This is a genomic window from Acidovorax sp. JG5, assembly GCF_017939685.1.
In the GTDB taxonomy this organism is placed as follows: domain Bacteria; phylum Pseudomonadota; class Gammaproteobacteria; order Burkholderiales; family Burkholderiaceae_C; genus Acidovorax.
The window spans coordinates 135,522-158,072 of the sequence record NZ_JAGKSE010000004.1; the positions used below are offsets into that span (position 1 = coordinate 135,522).

Annotated in this window: 21 protein-coding genes; 7 read left to right on the forward strand and 14 right to left on the reverse strand. The window is 61.6% G+C overall.

Going from position 1 to position 22,551, the window contains the following annotated elements; translation table 11 throughout:
• Positions 1-24: 24 nt before the first annotated feature.
• From pnp to J8G26_RS06480, 3 genes are all read right to left on the reverse strand, one after another.
• Positions 25-2,280 carry a polyribonucleotide nucleotidyltransferase gene (pnp, locus tag J8G26_RS06470; protein WP_210568331.1) on the reverse strand — a complete coding sequence of 752 codons (2,256 nt, stop codon included), beginning with the start codon at positions 2,278-2,280 and terminating at the stop codon, positions 25-27.
• 207 nt (positions 2,281-2,487) lie between these two features.
• Complete coding sequence (rpsO, locus tag J8G26_RS06475) at positions 2,488-2,754, reverse strand: 30S ribosomal protein S15 (RefSeq protein WP_005793232.1); 267 nt, start codon at positions 2,752-2,754, stop codon at positions 2,488-2,490.
• Positions 2,755-2,866: 112 nt separating this feature from the next.
• A complete protein-coding gene (locus tag J8G26_RS06480; RefSeq protein ID WP_210568332.1) occupies positions 2,867-4,024 on the reverse strand; it encodes a pyridoxal phosphate-dependent aminotransferase in 1,158 nt (385 codons plus the stop codon).
• An 89-nt stretch (positions 4,025-4,113) separates the two neighbouring features.
• On the opposite strand from J8G26_RS06480, the gene J8G26_RS06485 reads away from it, so the two are divergent.
• Positions 4,114-4,428: a hypothetical protein gene (locus J8G26_RS06485; protein ID WP_246881266.1), complete on the forward strand. Its 315-nt coding sequence runs from the start codon at positions 4,114-4,116 to the stop codon at positions 4,426-4,428.
• Between the two features lie 424 nt (positions 4,429-4,852).
• On the opposite strand, the gene J8G26_RS06490 is transcribed toward J8G26_RS06485, so the two are convergent.
• The 6 genes from J8G26_RS06490 to J8G26_RS06515 are packed head-to-tail and all read right to left on the reverse strand — an operon-like array spanning position 4,853 to position 11,641.
• The gene (locus J8G26_RS06490) at positions 4,853-5,302 is read right to left on the reverse strand and encodes a type IV pilin protein (RefSeq protein ID WP_282598134.1); all 450 of its coding nucleotides are present in this window, start codon (positions 5,300-5,302) and stop codon (positions 4,853-4,855) included.
• 37 nt (positions 5,303-5,339) lie between these two features.
• A complete protein-coding gene (locus J8G26_RS06495) occupies positions 5,340-8,939 on the reverse strand; it encodes a PilC/PilY family type IV pilus protein (RefSeq protein ID WP_210568333.1) in 3,600 nt (1,199 codons plus the stop codon).
• Positions 8,940-8,952: 13 nt separating this feature from the next.
• Positions 8,953-9,534 carry a PilX N-terminal domain-containing pilus assembly protein gene (locus tag J8G26_RS06500; protein ID WP_210568334.1) on the reverse strand — a complete coding sequence of 194 codons (582 nt, stop codon included), beginning with the start codon at positions 9,532-9,534 and terminating at the stop codon, positions 8,953-8,955.
• Between the two features lie 12 nt (positions 9,535-9,546).
• On the reverse strand, positions 9,547-10,491 hold the full coding sequence (locus J8G26_RS06505; RefSeq protein ID WP_210568480.1) for a PilW family protein: 945 nt from the start codon (positions 10,489-10,491) through the stop codon (positions 9,547-9,549).
• Positions 10,488-11,090, reverse strand: coding sequence for a type IV pilus modification protein PilV (pilV, locus tag J8G26_RS06510; RefSeq protein ID WP_210568335.1), 603 nt, complete (start codon positions 11,088-11,090; stop codon positions 10,488-10,490). Before pilV ends, J8G26_RS06505 begins: the two co-directional genes overlap by 4 nt.
• Positions 11,081-11,641, reverse strand: coding sequence for a GspH/FimT family pseudopilin (locus J8G26_RS06515; protein WP_210568481.1), 561 nt, complete (start codon positions 11,639-11,641; stop codon positions 11,081-11,083). The genes pilV and J8G26_RS06515 overlap by 10 nt, the downstream gene beginning before the upstream one ends.
• A 123-nt stretch (positions 11,642-11,764) precedes the next feature.
• On the opposite strand from J8G26_RS06515, the gene ribD reads away from it, so the two are divergent.
• The 3 genes from ribD (at position 11,765) to J8G26_RS06530 (ending at position 13,867) form a co-directional block, all read left to right on the forward strand.
• Positions 11,765-12,874 (forward strand): bifunctional diaminohydroxyphosphoribosylaminopyrimidine deaminase/5-amino-6-(5-phosphoribosylamino)uracil reductase RibD, encoded by a 1,110-nt coding sequence (ribD, locus tag J8G26_RS06520; RefSeq protein ID WP_210568336.1) that lies wholly within the window; start codon positions 11,765-11,767, stop codon positions 12,872-12,874.
• Positions 12,875-12,979: 105 nt separating this feature from the next.
• Positions 12,980-13,327, forward strand: a complete 348-nt coding sequence (locus J8G26_RS06525; RefSeq protein WP_087744451.1) for a hypothetical protein — start codon at positions 12,980-12,982, stop codon at positions 13,325-13,327.
• Between the two features lie 36 nt (positions 13,328-13,363).
• Positions 13,364-13,867, forward strand: coding sequence for a hypothetical protein (locus tag J8G26_RS06530; RefSeq protein WP_143218345.1), 504 nt, complete (start codon positions 13,364-13,366; stop codon positions 13,865-13,867).
• Positions 13,868-13,880: 13 nt separating this feature from the next.
• Here the strand turns inward: J8G26_RS06530 and selD are convergent, their stop codons facing one another.
• Positions 13,881-14,945: a selenide, water dikinase SelD gene (selD, locus tag J8G26_RS06535; protein ID WP_210568337.1), complete on the reverse strand. Its 1,065-nt coding sequence runs from the start codon at positions 14,943-14,945 to the stop codon at positions 13,881-13,883.
• 57 nt (positions 14,946-15,002) lie between these two features.
• Here selD and mnmH point away from each other — a divergent pair, with 57 nt between their 5' ends.
• The gene (mnmH, locus tag J8G26_RS06540) at positions 15,003-16,052 is read left to right on the forward strand and encodes a tRNA 2-selenouridine(34) synthase MnmH (protein WP_210568338.1); all 1,050 of its coding nucleotides are present in this window, start codon (positions 15,003-15,005) and stop codon (positions 16,050-16,052) included.
• A gap of 378 nt (positions 16,053-16,430) precedes the next feature.
• The gene (locus J8G26_RS06545) at positions 16,431-18,194 is read left to right on the forward strand and encodes a phospholipase D family protein (protein ID WP_210568339.1); all 1,764 of its coding nucleotides are present in this window, start codon (positions 16,431-16,433) and stop codon (positions 18,192-18,194) included.
• A 32-nt stretch (positions 18,195-18,226) separates the two neighbouring features.
• On the opposite strand, the gene J8G26_RS06550 is transcribed toward J8G26_RS06545, so the two are convergent.
• On the reverse strand, positions 18,227-19,180 hold the full coding sequence (locus J8G26_RS06550) for a tRNA-dihydrouridine synthase (RefSeq protein ID WP_210568340.1): 954 nt from the start codon (positions 19,178-19,180) through the stop codon (positions 18,227-18,229).
• Positions 19,181-19,456: 276 nt separating this feature from the next.
• Between J8G26_RS06550 and J8G26_RS06555 the strand changes: the two genes are divergently transcribed.
• Complete coding sequence (locus J8G26_RS06555) at positions 19,457-20,014, forward strand: hypothetical protein (RefSeq protein WP_210568341.1); 558 nt, start codon at positions 19,457-19,459, stop codon at positions 20,012-20,014.
• A gap of 72 nt (positions 20,015-20,086) precedes the next feature.
• Here J8G26_RS06555 and J8G26_RS06560 read toward each other — a convergent pair whose 3' ends face one another.
• The 3 genes from J8G26_RS06560 to J8G26_RS06570 form a co-directional block, all read right to left on the reverse strand.
• A complete protein-coding gene (locus J8G26_RS06560; RefSeq protein ID WP_210568342.1) occupies positions 20,087-21,235 on the reverse strand; it encodes a class I SAM-dependent methyltransferase in 1,149 nt (382 codons plus the stop codon).
• Positions 21,236-21,244: 9 nt separating this feature from the next.
• Positions 21,245-21,763, reverse strand: coding sequence for a GNAT family N-acetyltransferase (locus tag J8G26_RS06565; protein WP_024814453.1), 519 nt, complete (start codon positions 21,761-21,763; stop codon positions 21,245-21,247).
• 122 nt (positions 21,764-21,885) lie between these two features.
• Entirely contained in the window at positions 21,886-22,461 is a 576-nt protein-coding gene (locus J8G26_RS06570) for a hypothetical protein (RefSeq protein ID WP_246881267.1), read from the reverse strand.
• Positions 22,462-22,551: the final 90 nt, after the last annotated feature.

A 22,551-nucleotide genomic window follows, 5' to 3' on the forward strand; every position in this document is an offset into this window, starting at 1 on the left:
GCTCTTATATCAATAGCAGATCAATCAGCCGTTCAGCTGGCCCGCGTTGCCTTCGGAAGGCGCGGCTTGCTGCTGTTGCTGCTGCTGATCGACGGGCTGGCGATCACGACCGCCATCGCGGCGCTCGCCACCACGGTCGCCGCGCTCACCACGCTCGGCCGGGGCCGGACGATCGCTGCCGCCGGCTGGGCGCTCAGTCAGGGCCTTCAGGGACAGCTTGACACGGCCCTTTTCGTCGGTTTCCATGACCTTGACCTTGACGATCTGGCCTTCGGTCAGGTAGTCGCCCACGCGCTCGACACGCTCGTGCGCGATCTGGCTGATGTGCAGCAGGCCGTCCTTGCCGGGCAGCAGGTTGATGAGGGCGCCGAAGTCCAGGATCTTGGTGACCGGGCCTTCGTAGATCTTGCCGATTTCGACTTCGGCCGTGATCTGCTCGATGCGGCGCTTGGCTTCGTCAGCCTTGGCGTTGTCGGTGGCGGCGATGGTGATGGTGCCGTCTTCCTCGATGTTGATCTGGCAACCGGTTTCCTCGGTCAGCGCACGGATCACGGCGCCGCCCTTGCCGATCACGTCACGGATCTTCTCGGGGTTGATCTTCATGGTGTAGAGCTTGGGCGCGAAGTTGCTCACTTCGGTCTTGGCTTCGCCCATGGCTTCCTGCATCTTGCCCAGGATGTGAATGCGCGCTTCCTTGGCCTGGGCCAGTGCCACCTGCATGATTTCCTTGGTGATGCCCTGGATCTTGATGTCCATCTGCAGCGCCGTGATGCCGGCAGTGGTGCCGGCCACCTTGAAGTCCATGTCGCCCAGGTGATCTTCATCGCCCAGGATGTCGGTCAGCACGGCAAAACGGTTGTCTTCCTTGATCAGGCCCATGGCGATACCGGCCACATGCGCCTTCATGGGCACGCCGGCATCCATCATCGACAGGCAGCCGCCGCAGACCGAAGCCATCGACGAAGAACCATTGGACTCGGTGATTTCCGACACCACACGCATGGTGTAGGGGAACTCTTCCTTGCTTGGCAGCACCGCCACCAGCGCACGCTTGGCCAGGCGGCCGTGGCCGATTTCGCGGCGCTTGGTGCTGCCCATGCGGCCCACTTCGCCGGTGGCAAAGGGAGGCATGTTGTAGTGCATCATGAAGCGGTCTTCGTACTCGCCGGCCAGCGCGTCGATGCGCTGCGCATCGCGCTCGGTGCCCAGCGTGGTCACCACCAGCGCCTGGGTTTCGCCACGCGTGAACAGCGACGAGCCGTGCGCGCGGGGCAGCACGCTGCTGCGGATCTCGATGGGGCGCACGGTGCGCGTGTCGCGGCCGTCGATGCGGGGCTCGCCCGCCAGAATCTGGCTGCGCACGATGCGCGCCTCGATGTCGAACAACATGCCTTCGACCTTGACGCTGTCGAAGGCAATGCCTTCTTCCTTCAGGTCGGCCATGACCACGGCATAGGCCTCGCGACAGGCGTGCGTGCGGGCCTGCTTGTTGCGGATCTGGTAGGCCGCGCGCAGCTTGGCCTCGGCCAGGGCCGTCACCTTGGCGATGAGCGGCTCATCCTTGGCGGGCGCCTTCCAGTCCCACACGGGCTTGCCGGCTTCGCGCACCAGATCATGGATGGCGTTGATGGCCACATTGCCCTGCTGGTGACCAAACACCACGGCACCCAGCATGATTTCTTCGGACAGTTGCTGCGCCTCGGATTCGACCATCAGCACGGCCGCTTCGGTGCCTGCCACGACCAGGTCCATCTGCGAGCTCTTGCGCGCCGTCTGGCCGGGGTTGAGCACGTATTCGCCGTTGATGTAGCCCACGCGTGCAGCGCCAATCGGGCCATTGAACGGAATGCCCGAGATGGCCAGCGCAGCGCTGGTGGCAATCAGGGCGGCGATGTCGGCATCGACTTCGGGGTTCAGCGACACGGTGTGGATGACCACATGCACGTCGTTGAAAAAGCCCTCGGGAAACAGCGGGCGGATCGGGCGGTCGATCAGGCGGCTGGTCAGGGTTTCGTGCTCGCTGGGCTTGGCTTCGCGCTTGAAGAAGCTGCCGGGGATCTTGCCCGCAGCGTAGGTCTTCTCGATGTAATCCACCGTCAGCGGGAAAAAGTCTTGCCCCGCCTTGGCCACCTTAGAGGCCACCACGGTGGCCAGCACCACGGTGTCGTCGATGTTTACCAGCACGGCGCCGCCGGCCTGGCGGGCGATTTCGCCGGTTTCCATGATGACGGTCTTGTCACCCCATTGGAAAGACTTGGTTACTTTGTTGAAAATGCTCATGTTCAGCTCCTGTTTTAATAGCTGGCAGCGCTTTGCCAGATTGGGCCGGATAGCAATTCAGAACACGATGCCATTCCAGTGAACCTGCCCGCCACCTGCGTGGATCAAGGCCATTGGAATGACACAGCTTCGCTCTGTTTTGCGGCTCCGAAGTAAAAAACGCCTGAGCTAGCGGACTAACCCAGGCGTTTTGGCATGCAAATCAGATTACTTGCGCAGACCCAGCTTGGCGATCAGCGCGGTGTAACGGTCGGCGTCCTTGGCCTTGAGATAGTCCAGCAGCTTGCGACGACGGCTCACCATGCGCAGCAGGCCACGGCGACCGTGGTGGTCTTTGGCGTGCGTCTTGAAGTGAGGGGTCAGTTCGTTGATGCGGGCCGTCAGCAGGGCCACTTGCACTTCTGGGCTACCCGTGTCGTTGGCAGCGCGTGCATTGGCCTTGACAACTTCGGCCTTGATAGAGGATGCGATCATTGATTTTTCCTTGATGGAGACCTGCAGCAATGCCGCAGGTCAATAGTTTTTACTTGCGCCAGCGGCTGGAACGGCTATTGGCGTGCGTCTTGCACCGTGCAAAACCCGCGAATTATAACCCGGGCCAGTTTTTAAGCCGCCCCACCCCCTGCACCAGGCGCTGTGGATCTTTGGACGCAAAACACCAGCGCAGCCAGCCCTGCGCCTCCTCGCCAAAGGCATTGCCAGGCGCCAGGCCCAGCCCCGCCTCGGCCACCAGGCGCTTGGCGGTGGCCAGCGAATCGCCATGCCCCGGCAGGCGAAAGAACACATACATACCGCCGCGCGCACTGGCCACCTCCACGCCGGGCAGCGCCTGCAAAAGTGGCACCAAGGTGTCGCGGCACTGCCGCAGGTGCGCAACCACACGCGGCGTGATCTCGTCCGCATGCTGCAGTGCGGCAATGCCGGCCCGCTGCGTGAAAACACTGGTGCACGAGGTATTGAACTCGACCAGCTTACCCATGTGGTGCGTCATCGACGGCGGCATCACCAGCCAGCCCAGGCGCCAGCCCGTCATCAAAAAGCTTTTGGAAAAGCTGTGCGCCACCACCAGGCGGTCTTCGGGCTCGGCCAGGTCCAGAAAACTGGGGGCACAGCCATGGGCGGTGGGCTCGTAATACAGGCGTTCATACACCTCATCGGCCAAGATCCAGGTGCCCGTGGCACGGCAATGCGCCAGGATGGCTTGCTGCTCCTGCGCCGTCAAGGTCCAGCCCGTGGGGTTATTGGGCGCATTCACCACCAGCAACCGCGTGGCCGGGGTGATAGCAGCCAGCAGCTCCTGCATGTCCAGCGCCCAGGCGCCGCCCGGCTGGGGGCGCAGCGACACGCAGCGCAACGTCGCCCCCATGATCAGGGGCTGCGCCGTCAGGTTGGGCCACACAGGCGTGACGGCAACCACCTCATCGCCCGCATCCACCAGCGCCTGCACCGCCAGCATCAGCGCATTGACGCCGCCCGACGTGATGGCAATGCGGTCAGCGCCCACAGGCCGGTGCAGCCGGCTGGTGTAAGCCGCCACTTCGGCACGCAACTCCGGCAGGCCCAGGTTGTGCGCATAAAACGTTTCACCGCGCTGCAGCGAATCAATGGCCGCCTGGCGCACCACATCGGGCGTGCCCTCATCGCTCTCGCCAAACCAGAAGGCCAGCACATCGCTGCGCCCCATGCCAGCGTTGGCGACTTCACGGATACGGGATTCTTCGAGATTCAGCAAAGCTTGGCGCATGGCAGGATGGGCGTGGAAAATGACAACGCCGCATCGTAAAGGATGCCGACAGCAGACCGCCCGACCAACCTGCCAGCCATGGAGCACTCATGCATAGCAACAATTGCGACAAAAGCCTGCACAACCCACGCACTCAAGGCACAGGCGGTACAGGCGCCGCCGCCATCCTGTGTGCCTGCATGGCACTGGGCCTGCTGGCGCCCTCCCCCAGCGCGCAGGCCGCGCCCCAAAAGAGTGCCGCCGAAACAGGGGCCAGCACCCCCACCAAAAAGAAGGGCTCCGTCAAAGTCAAGCACCAGCGCAGCCCATCGGAAGAAAGCACCGCCGAGCGTGACCGGCGCCTGTACAGGGAATGCAAAGGGTTGCCAAATGCGGGGGCGTGCCTGGGGTACACGCGGCGTTAACAAAGCCCGGGCGCTATCGAGACCAAAGCACCTATTGATCCGACAGGGTTTTGTTCGCAAACCCCGTTCTGGCCGAGCCCCGCCCCCAAGCCTGGCGTTGCGCTGTGCGGTGGCGACAAAGCGAACGCCAGCGACAGGCCTGGCTGAAATTGGGTGGCGCTCATAGACATGTCACACCCCTTGGACTACCTGTGCACGGGCAACCTACTGGTTGGAGGCACGGCTTTGGCAACGAGTTCAGAGGTGGTCTAAGACCAGTCGCCAATCAAGCCATTTTCATTTACAGACAGGTCGGCTTGCGCCGACGGCTGATTGTCCGCTTACACAAAATTCTGCCCCCCTCCGAGGCAAATAATCCATGACTGCAGCAAAGCATGTCTGAGGTTTTCCACCACAGTCAAAGTTACTGAGCCCAAATCATTCATCAGCGCCAGCACATCTCGACTGTAGCTCCAGTTCCGGTCACAGTCCGCTGCCCTACGCTGTTAATCCGTAACGTTCCACACTTGTCATTTGACATAGCTCCACCAGAACGAGGCACTGCCTGAAGCACAAAAGCCGTTGCAGTCGGTGAACCAGTCGCAAAGCCGATGTCGTAAACCTGCGCACCTGATGGCGCCCCTTTGGGGGACACCTGAATAGCAGCGGGCAGTGCTACAGCAACCGGCGTGGCCGCATTGGTCTGGTCATAGCGATCATTCTGCGAATAGAACCGCTGCATATATTGCACGGCATCCATCAATTGCGCACGAGCTTCCGCACGCCGGGACTTATTGATCGAGTCGCGGTAACTGGGATACGCTACCGCCGCCAAGATTGACACAATGGCTACAACGATCATCAATTCCATCAGGGTAAAACCACGGTAGCGCATTATTATCCTTACGATTTTTCAAAAAATAAATATTTCATCAATTAGGAGGGCTGATAATCTGGCGCCAGTACCGCTTGCTGACACCAAGCACACCCTGACTAATCGGATTGCTATTGGTGCGCGCCTGAGTAAGCCGGTACCTGTTCTTGCCAGCTTCTCGCACCATAGTTGCTGGACCACTCCCGCTCAACATCGCGGCCACTGCAAGCTTCTTGTCGCCTGAGCTAAACACCGCATCGCCATTCGTGTCGAAGGTTGGCTGCTCAATAGCCTTCATGAACGGATCCAGCAAAAAGCCAAAGCGCGTGACACTGGAAACCGTGCAGCCCGCCAGCGCTGCCGTTGGGGTCATGGTTTGCATGAAGACCAGTCCACCGGCCATTTCCGGATCATCCACCAGCCGCTGACCCGAACCGATCGTAAGAGGCAGGCGCCAACCCCGTTTGGTTGCGTAATCTACAGGTGTCACCGTCAGGCCATAAAAGGTTCCGGTCGTATCGGTTAACGCCGACGAAGTGAGCGCCTGAGCAACAATGGTTGCTGCATCGGTCACTCGGTCCGCCGCAGTCGTAGATGTCGCACCGAGCAAGACCTTGTCCCAAACCCCATACAACGCCCTCTGTGCCGTCACGCCGTCATCGCCTATTTCGTGTGACTTCCCTGATCCAAACAGCACCATGACCCCACCGCTTGGATGAAAGGTGTAAGTGGGCGCAGCAGTGATGGGCTCTGCGGTGGCAGTTTTGTAAAGCGGGTTACGCGCCGTACCCGTGGTACCAAATGCGACCTGCCAATTGGACGGCTGATCACTGGAAAAATCAAATTTCCAGAGATTACCCATCAAATCCCCTGCATAAGCAGCCACAATTTGCCTTTGTGCATTGCGCACCACTCGCACTCCACCCAAACCATTGGGGCTGGTGGTTGAACCAACCCCCGTGTCCAAGGCTTTAATTAACTCCCCCGTCACGGCATTGACCAAAAATAACTGCGCCTTACCACTGGCGCTCTCATAGCCATTGCCCACAATCACCACCCAGCTCCCATCTTTCATGACTCCGTGCTCAGGCGCTTGAAGCACATAGCCTAGCTCGGCGAACCCTGTGGTTGTGCTAGAGATGCTCCAGAGAATATCTGTAGCACTTGGCGCAGACTCTGAGGCCGTCAACGCCGCTGGCGGTGTAGTTGCAGTCTTTGCATACGCGGGCACAGGTACATTGATGGCAAAAAGACTCTTGGCCCCCGCCCCGGTGCCACCCACTACGAGATTGCGCCATTTGGAATTCGTGGTGTCATACACATCAGCCTCGGTCATGGGACCATCAACAAAATATTCATGCGAATAATTGAGGGTTGCCAGATTCTTGACCTTCCCTAATAGGGAATCCGGTATGAACGCAAAGGTTTCCGCACCGTTTGCGTCGCTGAAGGCGTGCAGCATACCGTCATTAGCACCCACAAACAGTTGAGCTTGGCGCAGCTTCTTGGCAGCTTGAAACCGCCAATAGGTATCTTTTCCTACTGATCCTGCGGGAAGAAACCCGTATTGTCCATCTACTTGGTCCTTCACCAGGATGGGCGTGGAATTCACGATGTCGCCAAGGGCCGACGTGCGCGGCCTATAAGTCCCGGTCTCACCTGTTCGATCTCCACGAAGATAGTTCACCAGACCCTCTCCACCTGTTGTGGAGCCATACAGGGTCGTGCGCATTGAATCCGTCAAGTTAGCCCAGGTAAACGCCACACCCTTGGTGCCGGTTGCATCTTTGTTGTATGTGATGATGTTGCGCGATCCATGCGCAGGCATATTAGCCACTGCAGTCCATGCCGTGCCACTGTCATTACCAGCCGCAGTCAGATTAATGGCCTTGACATCGCCACTCCAGTTGCTGGACGAAAATTCCGCCTCATACTTACGGGTGGCTGTGGCTGCAGACACGGTGCGCGCAGAAACACCCACACCTGCCTCACTACCATTCACTGCAGCTATATCATCGATAATACTCTTGAGTGCACCGGAATATTCTGTAGTGTTGCTGGCACTTATATATTTCCCCCGACTGTTCACAGCCGCATGCCAAAGATCATCGATATTTTCATTTTTATCAGCACCAGGTTCTGGCCAGGTCTTGGCACCACTCGTCAACGCCGGCAAGTCATTGGCTGGATCAAGTGTGCCAAGCACACCAAAGCTGATGGTGTAATTGACCATATGTTGCCAAAAAGCCGGATTCAAAGAAGATGCCTTGACCCCGTTTTCAAGCGTCGGGTGCAAATCACTTTTCCAGTAATACATGGCCACATCAGCCAAGGTATTTGAATAACTATCCTTATATGGCCGCGAAGCCGTGTAACTATAACTTTGGGATCCAGGACCGGTGATGGCGGATCCATTTTCGTTATCCACGTTACTTGTTGCGGCAGATGTGGCAGCGGCATCGCCATTCCACATGCCGTCCGTCATCAACATGTGGAATGACCGACGACAGGCCAATTGTGGCGTAGTATCTTCCGTCCCAGGATTAGCACCCCACGGCCCCCTATTAGCCGTGTAGGAATAATACTGCCCCACGGCATCCATGGCGCGCCGCAACGGAGTCCCCCCCGAGCGTGGCTGCTGTTGAAATAACCAAGTATAAAAACTGTCTTTATTACCCAAAGAACCAGAAACAAAAGGGCGAACACCTTTTTCAACCGTAGAAATATTGGATGAACCGTCTATACTCTCTGCCGTACTTTTATTAATCCGTCCGTAGCCTACGCGATAGGTGGCAGGCACGGAGTAAAACGCCTCTGCAGTTCCTGCAATGGCCACCCGCATTCTTGAACGGTGGTAGGAATACCAGTTAGAAAAGTTCTGCAACTCTTCTGCATAGGTACATACATTTGCCGTACTGGTGCAATCTGTTCTGGTCACTGCCTTGGGGTAGCTGCCTCCCGATTGAATCAACACCTGAGTGTAACTACTGACATTATTGACATCCGATCCAGTTTTATTGAAATACTGGGCAAGGTAAACACTCTGAGTTTCATCCACGCAACTGTTAGATGATGTGCACCAATTTCTTCTAATATTAATTGGAGTTACCAAATTTATAACATCGGTCGAACCAGAGATCTCAGGGAAATCACGAGCCGCCGTTCCCGGATAAGAGGGATAGCGCGTACCATCGGCTTTAAGCCAAGGGAAATAACGCACTGCTGGATTATAATAAAGCGGATTGACTGCCGCTGAACGCAGCTTGCGATTAAATATATATGGCGTCACTGTCGAAGTAGTGACCGCAGGTCCATATTCCAAACACCGCCACGACCATGGCGACCACTCCCATCTAATACACTCTCCCCCCGTAGTCGTTGTTACCGTTTTATCGTAAGTGGCAACACCATATTTCCAGTCGCCAATGCTATCCGGCATCGTACCCACGCGTCGACCATCACGCCCACTCCCAATGCATAAATCATCGGGCAGACATTCAAAACCCATCGAACCGGAGTCGTCCAGAGTGAACATCACATTGGGTGGCACCACCCCTGCGGTGGCTTGCAGCGGTGTTTGCAGCATGGCGGCCCAGCCAGCCTGCACCATCCACAAAGTTGCCATCAGCGCCAGGCTGGTTTTTAATGATTTTTTCATGATAATCCTTCCGTCATGGCCGAAAAATAGATTGCAACCATACTTCCCCCCCGGCAACGGCTGCGCCACTGGAATTCACCTGGTAATCGGGGGTATATCCTATAGCAGTAATTAATACCGGTTGCGACATGGTTTTATCCTCCCCCATAAAGGGAAGCTGATAACGTTCCACCATACACCGCGGCGCAGGAATCGGACGCATATTGGCATCGGTTATCAATTCCACAGGAATCTGATTGGCCGTTTTTGCACTACCGGTCACCACCCAGTTAGCGCGCGTGCTCCATTGATTTGGCAAATCAGCGTCCATTGATTCTGGCACATCAAGAATCGTGAAAGCTACCGCAGACGTACCCGTACCCAGCGTGCTTTGAGAGGTACGCACAGCGTCCTCACAAATACGCAAGGCAGTTTCTGCGGCTTGAGTGGCTACTGCGTTGGTACGCAGGTTTTTGGAGACTTGTTCACCCGTTATGGTCCCGCGCAAGGTGTAAATTGCCACAAGAGAAACCACTGTAAGCAAAATCAACGCCAAGGCCAGCACCACGCCTTTTTGCCGTGGTCGCACCGGTTTGCGGGGGCAATGATATGTCATGGTTAAAATGTGCTAAAAAAAGTCTGCGCGATTGCGCAGTGCGAAAACCGATGTAAAAGAACGGCGAATAAAACCATTGGGTGAGGCGACTGAATTTCCTGCACAGTCAATGTAGTTGCCCCCACCATTTTGGTCGCGCGTCTCACTGCGCAAGACTAGACACAATTTGACACTAACAACGCGTGACCAGAGTTCGTCCGTGGATCCAGGTGTAATGGCATCGAGTTGAGTTTGGGTTACGTAACGCACCACATTGCCCCCCAAGTTATCTTCTGCAATACCATAAGAAAGCACCATATTTTCAACAAATTGCATCAGGGGTTGGCGAGTAAAAGGTGCCGCACCACCCGAACCTGCGCAATACAACTCGGGCGTACCGTTGCTAGCACTGGTACCCACTGAAAACCTTGATTCAACCAATTTATATTCAATATTTTCATCGTAGGCTGACTCAGCGTTCGGTGTTGTTATCCCACTGGTCAGACAATCGGAAGGATTACCAGAAACGGGAATGGTATTAAATGCATCTCCCTCGTAGCGCACAACGAAGGCCGCCGGCCCCGGACTGCTGGCGGGATTGCAAGTAATCAAATCAAACGCAACATTGTCTGCGCTACTAAAACCAAAATCACAACCACGAATCGCAGGCCCCACATAATGTCTATCTGGCACCGTCACCTTGACTCCATTCACTACGGCACTGCCCGGCGAAAAAAGTGCACGCGGCGGGCTATATCCGGCCATTCGCAGATTATTGCCCAGCATGGCCATGGCAATGGCAGCATCTTCGTTGATGCGGTTAATGGCGCTTGATTGGCGACTGGTCGCTGTGGTGCCCAGATACACCACAAACACAGCCCCAATAACAACCAAACCAATGGAGATGCTGATCATCAGCTCCAACAATGTACGCCCCTGCTGGCGCACCACAGAAATGCAATAGTTAGAGTTTTTCATAGACTCACCCGAAAATACATGCACCGCGGCACCGGCACGGTAGAAGGCAACCCCACCAGAGAAGCAGCCGGGCACTGATCTCCGCCAGTCCCTGTGGCAGATAGATTACTGGTGCCAAAAGTAAGATTAGGTTCAGCCCACATCACCCAAATGTTGGCCGCCAAAACGTTGGTTGCATCATGTGTGACATAAGCTCCACCACCCGGCAGGCGATGCCTCAAGGCATTCGTCCATTCAGCAATGTCAATGGCTGCCATTTCAGCTGGTGTACAACGTTCGGCCACCACACAGGAGGGGATGGAGACTGCGCCTGAAGCCCCAGAATATGCCGTTGTGAGGTTGTAGTTTTCTGCGCGAAACCCAGCTACATTGCCACGCATGCGATCGCCATAATCAGCGGCCAACTGAGCGCCAATTGTTTGGAATTGGGAAATTTTGGAATATTGCAAAGATGAAGCCGTCAATCCAGCCAATGCCAATAGGCCGAAAGACATGATCAACATGGTTATCAAAATTTCCAACAGGGAAGAACCTTTTTGATAATTATTCCCTTGACCGATCATCCGAAAAAAAGTGCTCGGCATATTCATTAATCGCATGTGTCCGTTGAATTGTTGATTACCCGTGTTCGTCCTGCCATGGTCAGGCACACCCGTCGCTGCTGGGCGGATGTCAATGATTTGGAATTAAAGGTAATCTGCGATGCGCCGGTGCTCATGAGTCCGGTTGGACGAAATACCAACTTGCGGAATGCGTTTTGCTCTATGCCACCGGAATCGGTGATGGCCCCCTGCACGCGCAGCAACACATCACTGCTGCCGGAGGTCCAATTCATCTGCTCGTTGGTGTTCCGATCAGCAAACACAATCCATCCCGACTCCCAACCAGTACCAGACGAAGCACAGGTGGGCGTACTACTTGTCTCTGCGTTGGCACTGCGGCACACCACGACCGGGATGCCGCGCTTGATGGCTTCCGAACGCGCCAACTGCACGGCGCCAACAAAACTATTGACGTGGCCCGCCACCGCATTACGCTCAATCAAATTGCGCATCATGGGCACCCCCAGAGTCATCAGAATCGCACCGATGGAGATAGTCACCATCAATTCGATCAGGGTGAAACCGCGGCAAAGTGATCGTTTAAACATGTGTTTATCGTAACCATTGTGCGCACAAGGAAAAATTGAATCGGATGAACGCACGCTTTGACGCGATCAACGGTCAAGGCCAGTTGCCAGGTGCAACAAGGCTTCGTGGACAATTTGCCCAACATGTCTGATTTATCGTTGGCACCTATCCAAGCTTGTCTCTCGCTCGCCGCCCAGGCGCTTTTTCTTTCCAACCCCAACCCGCGCGTGGGCTGCGTGCTGGTGGCGCCCGATGGCCGGGTGATCGGCCAGGGTTTTACCCAGCAGGCCGGCGGCCCGCACGCCGAAGTGGTGGCGCTGCGCGATGCGGCTGCTGCGGGCCACGATGTGCGCGGTGCCACGGCCTATGTCACGCTGGAGCCCTGCGCGCACCAGGGGCGCACGGGGCCGTGCTGCGATGCGCTGGTGGCGGCGGGCATTGGCCGCGTGGTGGCCTCCATTGCCGACCCCAACCCGCTGGTGGCCGGCCAGGGCTTTGCGCGGCTGCGGGCGGCGGGCGTGGCGGTAGAGGTGGGCCCGGGCGCGGCCGAATCACGCGAACTCAATATCGGCTTTTTCAGCCGCATGGTGCGCGGCACGCCGTGGGTGCGCCTCAAGGCTGCGGCGTCGCTGGATGGCACCACGGCCTTGGCCAATGGCGCCAGCCAGTGGATCACATCGCCCGCTGCGCGCGCCGATGGCCACGCCTGGCGCGCGCGCGCCTGCGCGGTGCTGACCGGCATTGGCACGGTGCTGGACGACGACCCGCGCCTGGATGTGCGCGAGGTGCCCACCCCGCGCCAGCCGCATGTGGTGGTGGTCGATAGCCAGTTGCAAACGCCGCTGGATGCTCGCCTTTTCATAGCTGACCGCGCTTGCTACATATACGCTGCAGCCCAAAATGATGCCAAAAAGGCAGCGCTGGAAGCGCGTGGCGCCACCGTGATCTATCTGCCCAATGCACAGGGCAAAGTGAGCCTGCCAGACATGCTGCGCGACCTGGCCCAGCGCGGCGTGAACGAGCTGCATGTGGAGGCTGGCAACAAGCTCAATGGCTCGTTCGTGCGCGAGGGGCTGGTGGATGAAATGCTGGTGTATCTGGCGCCCACTTTGCTGGGGCCGGGCCTGGGCATGGCAAGTGTTGGGCCCCTTGAAACGCTTGCCCAAGGGCTGGCGCTGGACTTCACTTCGGTGGACCGGGTGGGGCCAGATGTTCGCCTGGTGGCACGGGTGCGCGGGCGCGACGCGTTTTGATGATTGGGCAGGCTTTATAGGCGCACTTGACGACGATGGTTGGCGCCCCCACACTGGATTGCGCATTACACTGATTTATGTGTTGCAAGCATCAAAGGATCCAGCATGGCCACCAATGTCAATTTCACGGGTTCCGTGGATCGCGACCTGCTCAAGCGCGCGAAGGTGATCGCGGCCAAGGCGGACACGTCGATCAATGCACTTTTTAATACCGAACTGCGCTACCTGGTCGAGACATTTGAAGCAGCCGAAAGCAGCGGCAATCAAAACTTCAAAACCCTGCTGGATTTTTCGCTGGGGCGCATTGGCGATGGTGAAGCGCTTGCCGCCTTGGGCATAGACAGCCAGGAAGACCTTTTCTTGCTGATGGCGCAGGCCCATTTGCCCATGCCGCGCATTGCAGACGCCGAGACACAGCACATGGTGGACAGCCTGCACGCACTGGCGCCTTGATCGGCAGGCCGAATGACGACGCACTCAGACATTGTTTTGCTGCCCGACGCAGGGCCGTTGATTACCCTCGCCTACGCCGACGCGCTGGATGTGCTTTTCAGGCCGGGCTGGGCGGTGGCGCTGGTGGATATGGTGCTGCTGGAGGTGACGCGCAACCAGACCCCTACCAGCGAGAAGCTGGCGCATTGGTCACAAGCCAACCATGTGCCCGTTCTCTCCACCCGGATTCATGAACGCTATCAACAAAGCCTGTCCAGCGGTGCTGCGCCACCCCGCAAATCGAATCTGGGTGAACTGGCAATTCAGGAGTCGATGAATCACTTCGCTGTGGAGCAGCCGCCGAAAACCGGTGTTTTTCTTTTTGAAGACCACAAAATAGCGCGCGCCAGCTTTGTCGTGCCAGACAACTGCCGCAAGGTCAGCACCCGGGCTTTCTTGTTGTTTCTGGAACAAAAGGGGTGGCTGGCGTCTGCCGCAGAAGTCGAGCGCAAAGCGGTTCACGCCGGGCGGGCGTTTTCCAACTTGCGCTTTCCCCCGTAACAGTCCGCCCTGCTCAGCCGCAAACCAGCTGACTGCCCTGCCCTGGCTCCCGCGCCTGCATGGCACCGATGGCGGCAGCTGCGGCAAAGCCGGCTTGCGCAAATGTGCCCAGCACGCTGGCCAGCGCATCGGGGCTGCAGCTCACCAGCAGGCCGCCGCTGGTTTGCGGGTCGGTCAGCAGGTGGCGCTGCCATTCGGGCGCACCGGGCGCCCAGGCCACGTCGGCGCCATAGGCGGCCCAGTTGCGTGCGGATGCACCCGTGACCACGCCATCGGCCGCAAACTTGGCTGCAGCTTCAATGACCGGCACCTGGGCCAGATTCACCTGGGCCGAAAGCTCCGAGCCCCGGCACACCTCTAGCAGATGGCCGGCCAGGCCGAAGCCGGTGACGTCGGTCATGGCGTGCACGCCATCGAGCGCGCCCAGCGCAATGCCCACGCGGTTGAGTTGCGTGGTGTAGCGCAGCATGTCGGCATAACCCGCGGCGTCCAGAATGCCTTTTTTGAGCGCGGCCGACAAAATGCCCACGCCCAGCGGCTTGCCCAGCACCAGCACATCGCCCGCCTGCGCATCGGCGTTGCGGCGCACGCGCTGCGGGTGCACCAGGCCCAGGCCCACCAGGCCGTAGATGGGCTCCAGCACGTCAATCGAATGCCCGCCCGCAATGGGGATGCCGGCCTCGCGGCACACGGCGGCGCCGCCTTCGAGCACCCGGCCAATCACTTCGGGTGGCAGCTGGGCAATGGGCATGCCCACCAGCGCCAACGCCATGATGGGCGTGCCGCCCATGGCATAAATGTCTGACAGCGCATTGGTGGCGGCAATGCGGCCAAAGTCGTAGGGGTCGTCCACGATGGGGGTGAAAAAATCGGTGGTGGCCACCAGAGCCTGGCTGTCGTTGAGGCGGTAAACGGCGGCATCGTCACTGGTTTCGTTGCCCACCAGCAGCTCGGGCGGCACGATGCCCTGCGGTGCGCGTGCCAAAATCTCGTGCAGCAGGCCCGGCGCTATCTTGCAACCGCAACCGCCGCCGTGCGACAACTGGGTAAGACGAATGGGTTTGGAATCAACAGTCATGGTGCGCGCGATTGTGCCAGCCGACCGCCGGGCAGCGCGGGGCAAGGGCTTGGCACCATGAGCCACCGCGGCCCCGTGCGCGTGGCAGACCGCCATGCGTTTCACACCCTGATCGATGCGCGTTCGCCCGCCGAATTCGCGCTGGACCACATCCCCGGCGCCATCAACTGCCCGGTGCTCGACGACGACGAGCGCCGCATTGTGGGCACCATTTACAAGCAGCAAGGCGCCTTTGAGGCACGGCGCGTGGGCGGTGCCATGGTGGCCGCCAACCTGGCGCGGCATTTGCGCGAGCGGTTTGCCGACCAGCCCGCCAGCTGGAAGCCCCTGGTTTATTGCTGGCGCGGCGGCATGCGCAGCGGCTCGATGGTGACCTGGCTGCGCCTGGTGGGCTGGGATGCGCAGCAACTGGCCGGCGGCTACAAGGCCTGGCGCCGCCACGTCATCGACCGGCTGGCCGAACTGGCGCCACAGCTGCCCCTGCGCGTGGTGTGCGGCCCCACCGGCAGCGCCAAGACGCGCGTGCTGCAGGCCCTGGCGGCGCGCGGCGCGCAGGTGCTCGACCTGGAGGCCTGCGCCCGCCACCGGGGCTCGGTGCTGGGCGCCTGGCCGGGCGTGGAGCAGCCCTCGCAAACCGCCTTCGAAACGGCCCTGCTGCATGCGCTGGAACCGCTGGACTTGCAGCGCACCATCTATGTCGAGGCCGAAAGCAGCAAGATCGGCCGCCTGGCGGTGCCCCAGCCGCTGGTGCAGCGGCTGCGCGCCAGCCCCTGCATCGAGATCGCGGCCAGTGTGCCGGCCCGGCTGGAGTTTTTGCTGCGCGACTATGCCAACCTGGGCGACGACCCGGCCCTGCTGGCCCGGCAACTGGGCGTTTTGAAAGAGCTGCACGGCAAGCAGGTGATTGCGCGCTGGCAAGAGTGGGCCCAGGCGGGTGCGTTGGCCCCGCTGTTTGCCGAGCTGGTGGCCTTGCACTACGACCCGCTTTATGCCCGCTCGCAAAGCACGCACCTGCACCAGTGGGCCACGCGGCACACCCTGGCCAGCGACGATCTTTCGGCGGCGGGCATTGATGCCCTGGCCGCCCAGGTGCTGGCGCTGGGTTGAGCCTGGCACCGGGCTGGTTCATGCGTGGAAAAGCTATTAAATACATAGCTTGTGGCGCTTATAGGAAAAGGGCTAGAGCCGTTTTTTACCCAATTTTTCGGAATGCCTCCGATGCATGGCTCTTCCATCCGTTCGGGCTGAGCTTGGCCTGACCTGGCCGGCTCAGGGCGGGCGGGGTTGATTGGAGACAAATCACCGGGCCGTGTCCGTTATCTCGGCGCCACGTCTGACATGCACACAGAGCGCAGCCCACTACCCTGTGGCGCATGATGGCGTGGTCCGGTGCTGTCCAGACCCGCCTGACACGCCGGCACCCCAACCCGCTGGCAATGCCCCGCCGCCAGTTCACGCCGCCGATTTTTGCCACTGCGCCCGCCCATGACACTCGCCCTTGTTTCCGGTTTTCTCACCCCGCTGCTGCGCCGGCACCCGCTGCTGTGGGCGGCGCTGCTCGTTCCCCTGCTGGGGGCTTGTGCCGAATTGCCCCAGAACGTGCAGCGCCCCGTGTCAACGGCACTCGAAACCGTTGCCGGCACACCGCTGGCCACGCTGGTGGACGAGCGCCGCGCGGCGGCGAATGCGCGCTTTGCATCGGGTTTTTTGCTGCTGGCCGGCCCCCAGGCGGCCTATGGCAGCCGCCTGGCCCTGGTGGAGGCGGCGCAGAAAACGCTGGACCTGCAGTACTACGCCATCCACGCCGATGCCAGCGCCGAGCGCCTGCTGCTCGGCGTGGTGGCCGCCGCCCGGCGCGGCGTGCGCGTGCGCGTGCTGCTGGACGACTTTCACAGCGCGGGCAAAGACGCGCAGGTGATGCGCCTGGCGTTTGAGCCCAACATCGAAATGCGCATGTTCAACCCGGTGGCGGGCGCCCGCGGTTCGGCCTTCTGGCGCATGGTCAGCGCGCTCAGCGATTTCTCGCGCGTGCAGCAGCGCATGCACAACAAGCTGTTCATCGCCGACAACGCCATGGGCATTGCCGGCGGGCGCAACCTGGGCGACGCCTATTTCGGCCACGACGCATCGGGCAACTTTGTCGATCTGGACGTGCTGGCGGTCGGCCCCATCGTGCAGGATCTGTCGCGCAGCTTTGACAGCTATTGGAACAACGAGCGCGCCTATCCGGTGCAGTCGCTGATCACCCAAAAAGAGCTGGACGCCCAGCGCGCGTCGCTTGCCGCCGCCGAAGAGGAACAAGGCGCGCGCACCGAGCCTTCGCCTGCACCCCCAGCCGCCTCTGCCCCTGCGGCAACGGCATCTGCCCCCATGGCGCCAGACGCCGACGCGGCCCAGCGCAGCCGCGTGTGGGACCGCAAGCCGCTCGATCTGACAACCGCCCGCTTTGTGTGGGCGCCCGCCGTGGTGCTGGTGGACAAGCCCGCCAAGATTCCGGCGGAATCTTCTGCCACCACCGAGCCGCTGGCACCCCAGCCCGACACGCCCTCGCCGCGTGCGGCAGTGGCGGCGCAGGGTGCGCCGGCGGCCCACCTGGAGGACAACGAAGACACCGTGGTGGATGGCCTGCTGCAGCTGATGGGCCAGGCGCGGCGCGATCTGCTCATCGTCTCGCCCTATTTCGTGCCGGGGCGCGAGATCACCGCGGCCTTTGCCCAGGCGCGTGCCCGGGGCGTGCGAGTACGCGTGCTGACCAATTCGCTGGCGTCGAACGACGCGCCCATTGCCCACGCCGGCTACGCGCGCCACCGCAAGGAGCTGCTGGGCATGGGCGTCGATCTGTACGAGATGCACAGCGAGGCCACCGGGGTGCGCCGGGCCTTCAGCGCCACGGGCAGCGGCAGCGCCACCGGCTCCTCGCGCGCAATGCTCCACTCCAAACTGGTGATCATGGACCACCGGCTGCTGGCCGTGGGCTCGATGAACCTGGACATGCGCTCGCAAAAACAGAACACCGAAATCGCGCTGCTGATCCGCAGCACCGACCTGGCCCGCCGGGCCGGCAGCAGCATCGAGCAGGCGCTGCGCGACGCGGCCTGGCATGTGGAGCTGCAGGCTGGCGGCGGCCTGGTCTGGCGAGCGCCCCAGGGCAGCAACCTGCAGGACGCCACCAGCGAGCCCGGTGCCAGCGTGCCGCTGCAGCTGTTGCTGCTGCTACTGGGGCCGCTGGCGCCCGATCATCTTCTGTAGCGCCAGCCCCGCAGGGGTGCGGCCACCCACTTTCAAGACTGCAAGGCAGCCACCCAAGCGGTGATGGCGCGCTGATCGGTCATGGTGCGCACATGCTGGAATGCCAACTCGGCCTCGGGATAACGGCGGCGCAGCAGGTTGAGCCATTGCTTGAGCCGGCCAGCGCGCTGGCGCGGCTCCAGGTCGTTGCACACCAGCTGCCAGAACGCGGCCAACTGCGGCAGCAATGCGGGCCATTCCACCCGGTCCGTGCCCGGCTGGCCCTGGTCGGCAGCGCGGATGGCGCGGGCCAACCCGGGGTCGGCCACCATGCCACGGCCCAGCATGAGGGCGTCGCAGCCCGACACCGCGCGGCAGCGCTGCGCGTCGGCCACGGTCCATATCTCGCCATTGGCCACCACCGGAATGCGCACGGCCGCGCGGATGGCCGGAATCTGCTCCCAATAGGCCGGCGGGCGGTAGCCATCGGCCTTGGTGCGGGCGTGCACCACCAGTTCGCTGGCGCCGCCAGCTTCCATGGCCTGCGCACACTCGCGCGCCAGGCTGGCGTCGTTGAAGCCCAGGCGCATCTTGGCCGACACGGGCAGATGCGCTGGCACGGCGCGGCGCACTGCGGCCACCAGCGTGGCAATGCGCTCGGGCTCTTGCAGCAGCGCCGCGCCGCCGCCGTGGCGGTTGACCACCTTGGCGGGGCAGCCAAAGTTCAGGTCGATGCCCTCGGGGCCCAGCGCCGCCAGGGCGGCCGCGTTCTCGGCCATGCACACCGGGTCGGAGCCGAGCAGCTGCGCGCGCACCGGCACGCCCGCCAGCGTGCGCCCGCCGTGGCGCAGCTCGGGCAGGTAGCGCAGGAACACCTTGTCAGGCAGCACGGTGCCGGTGACGCGGATGAACTCGGACACGCAGCGGTCCACGCCGCCCACGCGGGTCAGCACGTCACGCAGCACAAAATCCAGAAGCCCCTCCATGGGGGCGAGCAGCAAGGTCATGGTGCGTTCCACACGCCAAGGGCGGCGGTGGATGTCGAAAGAAAATTTACAAGAAAACAGGCAAAAGCGCTTATGCAGCAAGCGCGAGCAGCTACAAAACAAATAGCAAATCAGAACCCGATCTGCTGCCACCGGCAGCGCCCGCCATTGTGCGGCAGCCTGGCGGGCGGGCTGCAGTGCCGGCACGGGCTGCACGGCGGCGTGCCGTGCAGGTCATCACAGCGTCATCGCGCGGTGCTGCAATGCAGGCCATTCCTTTCCGTGATCCGTGCGTCCATGTTGCTCCAACGAACCGATAAAGCCCGCCGCGAACTCTCGCCTGGCGTTCGCACCCTGAGCCTGCGCGAACGCTCGTTGCTGCTGCTGGCCGACGGCAAGCCACTGTCTGAACTGCAGGCCATGTACAACGGCACCGGCGCCCAGATGGTGGAACACCTTGTGCGCGAGGGCTACCTTGCCCAACTGACCACCACGCAAGCCGCAGCCGAACCCGTTGCCGCGACCGAACCCGTTACGGCACCAGCGCCCGAACCCATTGCCGCACCGCAAACGCCCCCCGCTCCCAGCGAAGCCCTGCGCTCCCTGGCGAGCACCCGCATGTACCTGTTCGACCTGAGCGAGCGCCTGTTTGCCCGCCGCAACCCCGATCTGGCCCGCAGCTACCACGCGTCCCTGCGCGAAGCGCGCGACCGCGAGAGCATGCTGGCAGTGGGCGAAGCCCTGATTGCCGAGGTGGCCAAGGTGGCTGGCGATGAGCGCGCCCTGGGCATTCGCGAGCGCCTGGAGCAGTTGCAGCCGCCAGACCGGGCGCTGTCTGCCGCCATGAGCGACTGAGAGGCTGAGCGCGCAACGCAGCCCGGCGCAGCGCGCCCTCACCGTCTTAGCAGGAAATGGGATGGGCGCGCATCAGGCCGCAGCCAGGCGCCACAGCGATGTGACTTCCGCCGCGCGGGCGGCGTGCAGGGCATCGCCCGCATCGGCCGCCTTGGCGTGGCGCGGGCGAATGTCCGCGCGGCCCAGCACCTGAAGGCCCGCGTCGGCAATCCAGCCCATGAGCTGCTCGCGGGTGCGCAAACCCAGGTGCTCGGCCAGGTCCGACAAGATGAGCCAGCCTTCGCCGCCGGGCTCCAGGTGCGCGGCCAGCCCGGCCAGAAAGCCCCGCAGCATGCGGCTGCCCTCGTCGTACACGGCGTGCTCGATCGGCGAGCTGGGACGGGCCGGCACCCAGGGCGGATTGCACACCACCAGCGGCGCGCGCCCGGCGGGAAAGAGGTCCACCGACTGCAGCTCGACCTGCGCCAGCGCGCCCAGGCGCTGCAGGTTGTCACGGGCGCAGGCCAGCGCGCGCGGGTCTTGCTCGGTGGCCACCACGCGCTGCACGCCACGGCGCACCAGCAGGGCCGACAGCACGCCGGTGCCCACGCCGATGTCAAAGGCCAGCGCTTTCGATGGCAGGGCGGCCGCTGCCACCAGGTCCACATATTCGCCGCGCACGGGCGAGAACACGCCGTAATACGGATGGATGCGGTTGTTCGGCGCGGCGCCCAGGGCGGGCACTTCGACGCCCTTCTTGCGCCACTCGTGCGCGCCCACCAGGCCCAGCAGCTCGCGCAGCGAGGCCACCGAGCGCTCGCCCGTGGCCGGGCCCCAGGCTTCGGTGCAGGCCTGGCGCAGGTCGGGGGCGCGGCGCAGGTCAATGCCGTAATCGCCTTCCAAAGGAATCAGCAAGGCCGACAGCACGCGGGCGCGCTGGGCCTGCGCCTGGCGGTGCAGGTGAAACGCCTCGGCCGGCGTGGCCGCCGCAATTTTTTCGGCGGCCTTGGCTGCTGCCTTGGGCGGCTTGCGGTCCACCCGCCGCATGAGGGCCTGCAGCAGCAGGCGGGCGTTTTGAAAGTCGCCCTGCCACAGCAGGCCGGTGCCTGCGCAGGCGAGCCGGTAGGCCGTGTCGGCAGACAGCGTGTCGTCGGCCACCACCACGCGGCGCGGCGCAGTGGCCCCGCTTTCGGAGCGCCAGCGGGCTTCATGGGCTTGGCCCGAGTCGCTCCAGGAGATCATGGGATGGCCTTAGTTGATGGGGCGCTTGAGGCGCACTTCTTCAATCTTCACGCCACCCACCACGGCCGTCTTGGCGGTGGAGAGTTCGCGCTTGAAGCCGGCCATTTCGTGGAAGCGGATGGCGCGCTCGTTGCGCAAGGGCACCCACGCGGTCACGTTGGTGCAGCCTTCTTCGTGCAGGCCGTCGCGGGCGGCGTCCCACAGGGCCAGGCCTACGCCCTGGTTCCAATGGGTGGGCGCGGCGTAGATGGCCCAGATTTCACCGGTGGTGGGGCGGGATTTTTCATCGCGCGAGCGGTCGTAGCCGACGAAGCCGACGATTTTTTCGCCATCGATGGCGACCTGCACCTGCGGCTCGCAATACTCGATGGCCTCGCGCCAGTAGGCTTGGCGCTTTTCGACCGACATGGATTTCAACTGCTCGTCTGGCACCAGACCTTTGTAAGCCTCTTGGGCGGAAACGGTATGGATCTGGGCAATGGCTTTGGCATCGCGAAGTGTGGCGGGACGAACCTGGATACTGGACATGGAAAAACCGAACGAAAACAGGGGGTGAAAAAACAAAAAGGACCGGCATTGTCGCCGCAAACGCTTTTTCACCCCGTGCGGCTGGTTAATCCGCGGGCCTGCCCAGGCCCCTGAAACCGTCCTCAGGCCATTGCCAACGCAGCCTTTTCGTCGCCCGTTGCCGCGCCCTGCGCACGGGCGCGCTTGTTGCGCGGACGGGGCACTTTCACCGCCGGAGGCACCCCGTTGATGGCACCCAGGCCCAGCACCAGCGTCACGCTGTGCGAAGCGTCCTCGCGTTCATCAGGCGCGTAGGGGCGATAGCTGCCGTTGCCGGCGCCATGGCTGCGCTGCACGGCATGCAACACCACGCGCGCGCCATCGCGGCTGGCGCCCGTGCACAGCACGCGCAGACGTGCGTCGCGATCAAGTGCCAGGCCCATGTGGCCGGGCCGGTTGATGAGGTCGGTGCGAATGGCGCGCCAGGTCTGCCCGTCGTCCAGCGAAAACTGCCAGGTGCCCGCCTGCGTATCCAGGTATTCAATGACCACGCCGGCCGATGCCTGCAGCTCGGCGCAGTTTTCCTGCAGCAGATGGGCCACGGTGTTGCCCCCCACGCCCGTCCCTGCGCCATTGGCCATGGAACGCGGGCCGGCAGTGTGTGGACGGTGGGCGGAAAATCCGGCGGCAGAATGGAAAGCGAAAGCACTGGCACTCATGAGGAAACCTCTTTGCAGATAACCAAGTCAGGATCAGTTGCGCAATGCGGTCTAACCACAGACCACCACAACGCCTTGAACAAAGTCTAG